This window comes from Halomonas tibetensis (genome assembly GCF_042643535.1).
GTDB classification, from domain to species: Bacteria; Pseudomonadota; Gammaproteobacteria; order Pseudomonadales; family Halomonadaceae; genus Halomonas; species Halomonas tibetensis.
The window spans coordinates 1-3,991 of sequence record NZ_JBHRSQ010000033.1; the positions used below are offsets into that span (position 1 = coordinate 1).

At 62.8% G+C, this 3,991-nt stretch carries 3 protein-coding genes; 2 read left to right on the forward strand and 1 reads right to left on the reverse strand.

Annotated elements, in window-relative coordinates; all coding sequences use genetic code 11:
* Window positions 1-95 precede the first annotated feature (95 nt).
* Window positions 96-1,712 (reverse strand): S1 family peptidase, encoded by a 1,617-nt coding sequence (locus ACFODV_RS15250; protein WP_379760946.1) that lies wholly within the window; start codon window positions 1,710-1,712, stop codon window positions 96-98.
* A 287-nt stretch (window positions 1,713-1,999) separates the two neighbouring features.
* On the opposite strand from ACFODV_RS15250, the gene ACFODV_RS15255 reads away from it, so the two are divergent.
* Both ACFODV_RS15255 and ACFODV_RS15260 read left to right on the forward strand, forming a co-directional pair.
* The gene (locus tag ACFODV_RS15255; protein ID WP_379760948.1) at window positions 2,000-2,458 is read left to right on the forward strand and encodes a LexA family protein; all 459 of its coding nucleotides are present in this window, start codon (window positions 2,000-2,002) and stop codon (window positions 2,456-2,458) included.
* Entirely contained in the window at window positions 2,455-3,729 is a 1,275-nt protein-coding gene (locus ACFODV_RS15260; protein WP_379760950.1) for a Y-family DNA polymerase, read from the forward strand. Before ACFODV_RS15255 ends, ACFODV_RS15260 begins: the two co-directional genes overlap by 4 nt.
* Window positions 3,730-3,991: the final 262 nt, after the last annotated feature.

Sequence of the window (3,991 nt, forward strand, 5' to 3'; positions counted from 1 at the left end):
GTCGAGTGCGTGGCTCGCATCATCATGATGGCGGCTCGGTCTTCAGCAGTGAGATGGCTGTAGCAGTAGGTCATGGCAACACCGTACCTGATGGGTTACGTGTTGCACTTGGTCATTGAGACCGCCGTCCCACTGATCATGTCGCTTCTGCTGTAGCTACCAACCCAGATGTCGAATTGGCCGGGGCCAGCCTCGGTCATGTGCACTTTGGGATTGAGTGTGCTTCCGTGCGCATCGTCGTTGCACACCCAGTCGGCGTTTGATGTGTTGACGATCAGCGTGGTGTCATCGCCTGGGTTATCCGGCACGAAGTAGATCCGAAGATCTTGCGTGGAGCCGCTCCAGTGCAATCGCGCGTCCGGCCTTCGTGAGGCGTAGCCAACACAGTCGTCGCCGTAACCACCTTCCTGAACATTGACCGGACCGCCGGAGGTCACGGTCACCGTGTGAGGGTCTGGAATGAAGAAGCGCTCTAGTACCACTTCACCGAAATAGGGCGCCTCCTGCCATTCTAGGCCGTCATTTTCCGGCATAGGGACGGCTCGGGTCGCATCGGCCAGCGCCAGGCTGAGTTCGCCGTTGAAAAAGGCGCCATGGTGATAGCTGCCTACCCAGATCCGATAGTCCCCCGGCGCCATCTGATTCAGCTGCAGAGCCGGATCAAGCGTTCCAGGCCCGGCATCATCGTTGCACATCCAGTTGCCCGCAGGGTCTTGAACCACCAGAACGGCATCGTCGCTTGCGTCATCTGCGGAGAATCTCAGGGCAGTCGCCTCGGTTGGCTCGGTAACGGTCAGCAGGAAATCGGGCTGAGTAGCGGCATGGCCGACGCAATCGCTGCCGAGGCCGGAGACGTCATTGCTGCCACCGGCGACGATCACCGTCCTGTAGGGCATCCCGAGCATGCCGCCGCCGATGCTGTGCTCGCCGAATCGGCCCGACTGGTCGGTGGCCAGAAGGCCCTTAGTGGACGTGTAGTCATCCCAGTCGGTCAGGAGGTCATCCCCTTCCAACACCCGACTTGCCAGGGGCGAAGCCAGCAGGCTGCCCAGCCGTCCTCCGGTTCTTTGCTCGGTATGCACAGCAGTTGGTATGCCGATGACACGCCCCTGTTCGTCTAGTGCGACCCCGCCACTGTTTCCCGCAGACATCTCTGCATTGGTGAGGTACCAGCCGGCGACCCGATCATCTCCCACTTCATGCATTTGCACTGAGGAGATGATGCCGGTGGTAAAGACCAAGTCGTTCTCCGCGAGCCCTGGATATCCCAGCAGCGCAATGGTGTCTCCCCGATTCATGACCCGATCCAGCGGCGCGAACTCCAGTCGCGGGAGAACGTATCCCGAGGGGTGCTCCCCTGCAAGCAACTCTGCAGCGGACACCGGCTTGCCCTCCATGTCTGACGTGACCCGGTACAGCGCCAGATCGTAAGCGCGGGAGAAGACCAGCAGGTCGGCATAGAAAAGGGGAACAGCGGGCTCATTGACGTCGAGCAGCACCGCAATGGTCACGCTCCGCTCACCACTGACGACGTGACGGTTGGTCAGCAGCAGGACCTGATCCCCCTCGACCATCAGGCTGCCCGAACCGGCACCCGTGGGTGTTTGGACCTGCACGATGGCAGGCGCGATGGCATTCACATCGAACGACTGGGCATGAACAGCGGGAACCAGAAGCGTGGCGTAGCAAAACAGAAGGGTCAGTATCTTCATGGAGACTGCCGTTTGAGACATGACATGAGCCGGCAGGACTGGCCTGGCGTATGGGTGCAGCACCCATGGAGAGTACCCGGATCGGCAGCGGATTTCCTGAGCTCATCTTCTCGAGTACCAACGGGCATGAATTGTTCTTCATCTATAGTTTCAGATGATAATGGCGGGCGCCCTCCAGCGGCAGGCCTGAGTAGGCGGTCATGGATCGCTCTCGTCGTGTCGGGTCTTGCATGCGTGCGACTCCCTGCCAATACTGTACGCGTGTACAGTATAAAAGGATCATCCACATGTCGAGTCGCCAGACCCTCTCCGCCAAGCTGATCGGCCGCGCCCAGAGCGTGACAGCCACGCACCACCAACCGCTGTTCGGCAGCCGCGTGCGTGCCGGCTTTCCCAGCCCCGCAGACGACCACCTCGACACCGACGTCGATCTGCATGCCCATGTCGTGAAGCACCCGGCGGCGACCTTCTTCGTCCGCGCCGAGGGCGACTCCATGCGCGGTGACGGCATCCACGACGGCGATCTGCTGGTGGTGGATCGCAGCCTGGAGCCTGTGCCGGGTCGCGTGCTGATCGTCGCCTTGAACGGCGAGTTGACCGTCAAACGCCTCGAGCACATCGGCCAGCGGCCCTACCTCACCGCCAGCAACCCGCGCTTTCAGCCGATCCCACTGATGGGGCAGGAGGCCCAGGTGTGGGGCGTGGTGACCCACGTCGTCCATGCGCTGGGAGGAGGGCGCCCATGATCGCTCTGGTCGACTGCAACAACTTCTACGTCAGCTGCGAGCGGGTGTTCGATCCGAGGCTGGAGGGTCGTCCGGTGGGGGTGCTCTCCAACAACGACGGCTGCGTGGTCGCCCGCTCCAACGAGCTCAAGGCACTGGGCGTGGAGATGGGGGCCGCCCTGCATCTGTTGTCGCCCCACATCCGCCGCCAGGCCGTGCTGCTCTCCAGCAACTACGCGCTCTACGGCGACATGAGCCGCCGTGTCACCGAGACGCTGAGCCAGTTCTCGCCCCACGTCGAGGTATACTCCATCGACGAGAGCTTCGTCGGCTTCCAGGGCTTCGACCCGGCCACGCTGGAGGCGCGTGGCCATACCCTGCGCCAGACCGTGCGCCAGTGGACAGGGATCCCTGTCTGCGTGGGCTTTGCGCCGACCCGGGTGCTGGCCAAGCTGGCCAACCGGGCGGCCAAAAAGATCCCCGCCTACGAGGGTGTCTGCCAGCTCGAGGCGGATGGCCCCGACACCCGGTCGCTGCTGCAGCAGTTGCCGGTCACCGAGCTGTGGGGTGTGGCGAGGCGCACTGGTGAGCGCCTGGCCCTGATGGATATCAAGACTGCCTGGGAACTGCGCGAGGCCGATCCCAAGCGGATCCGCCGCGCCTTCTCGGTGGTGATGGAGCGCATCGTCTGGGAACTGCGCGGGCGTCCCGCCATCCAGCTCGACGACATGGCCGCGCCCAAGAAACAGATTATGGTCTCGCGCTCCTTCGGGCGCATGACCTCCGACCCAGCCGACCTGCGCGAAGCCGTCCGCCAGCACCCCGCCAGGGCAGGGGAGAAGCTGCGCCGCCAGGGCGGCGTCACCAGCGCGGTGATGGTGTTCGTGCGCACCAACCCCTTCCAGCTCGATCAGCCGCAATACCGCAACAGCGTGGTGGTGCCTCTGGTGCGTCCCACCGATGACACCCGCGACATCGCCCTGGCAGCGGCGCATGGGCTGCAGGCGATCTTCCTCAAGGGCTACCGCTACCAGAAGGCCGGCGTGATGCTGCTCGACCTCAGCGCCGACGACAACCGCCAGCTCTCCCTGGACGAGACACCGCAGAGCGAGGCCGACCGGCAGCGCGGCCAGCGGCTGATGGCCACGTTGGACAAGCTCAACCGTGAGCTGGGCCGCGATGCCGTCAGGCTAGGTTTACCGAGACAAGGCAATGCCTGGGCGCTAAGGTGTGAACGAAGGACGCCGAGATACACGACGCGGTGGGAAGAACTGGTCAGGGTGATGGTATGAGGCACTGGCTGGAGAGACTCAGAGCAAAGCCCACTTTATAAAAACTAGCAGGCTCATGAATCTTGGTTATATATGACTCTAGTGAATGTTATTCAAGGTCAAGGACTTGCGAGGATAGTGGGATGTTGCATTTTTCGGCTCTTCGTCGTCGGGTGTGGAATTCGCCCCCGTCGTTGAGCCACGATAGAGCCTCCACGATGACAGGAGGCATGGCATGGACGGCACCCAGATTCTGACCCTCGGCCTGGGCCTGGAAGCGCCC

Coding starts and splice junctions, on each gene's coding strand:
- ACFODV_RS15250 (WP_379760946.1), bottom strand. CDS start 1,712: ATGAAGATACTGACCCTTCTGTTTTGCTACGCCACGCTTCTGGTTCCC.
- ACFODV_RS15255 (WP_379760948.1), top strand. CDS start 2,000: ATGTCGAGTCGCCAGACCCTCTCCGCCAAGCTGATCGGCCGCGCCCAG.
- ACFODV_RS15260 (WP_379760950.1), top strand. CDS start 2,455: ATGATCGCTCTGGTCGACTGCAACAACTTCTACGTCAGCTGCGAGCGG.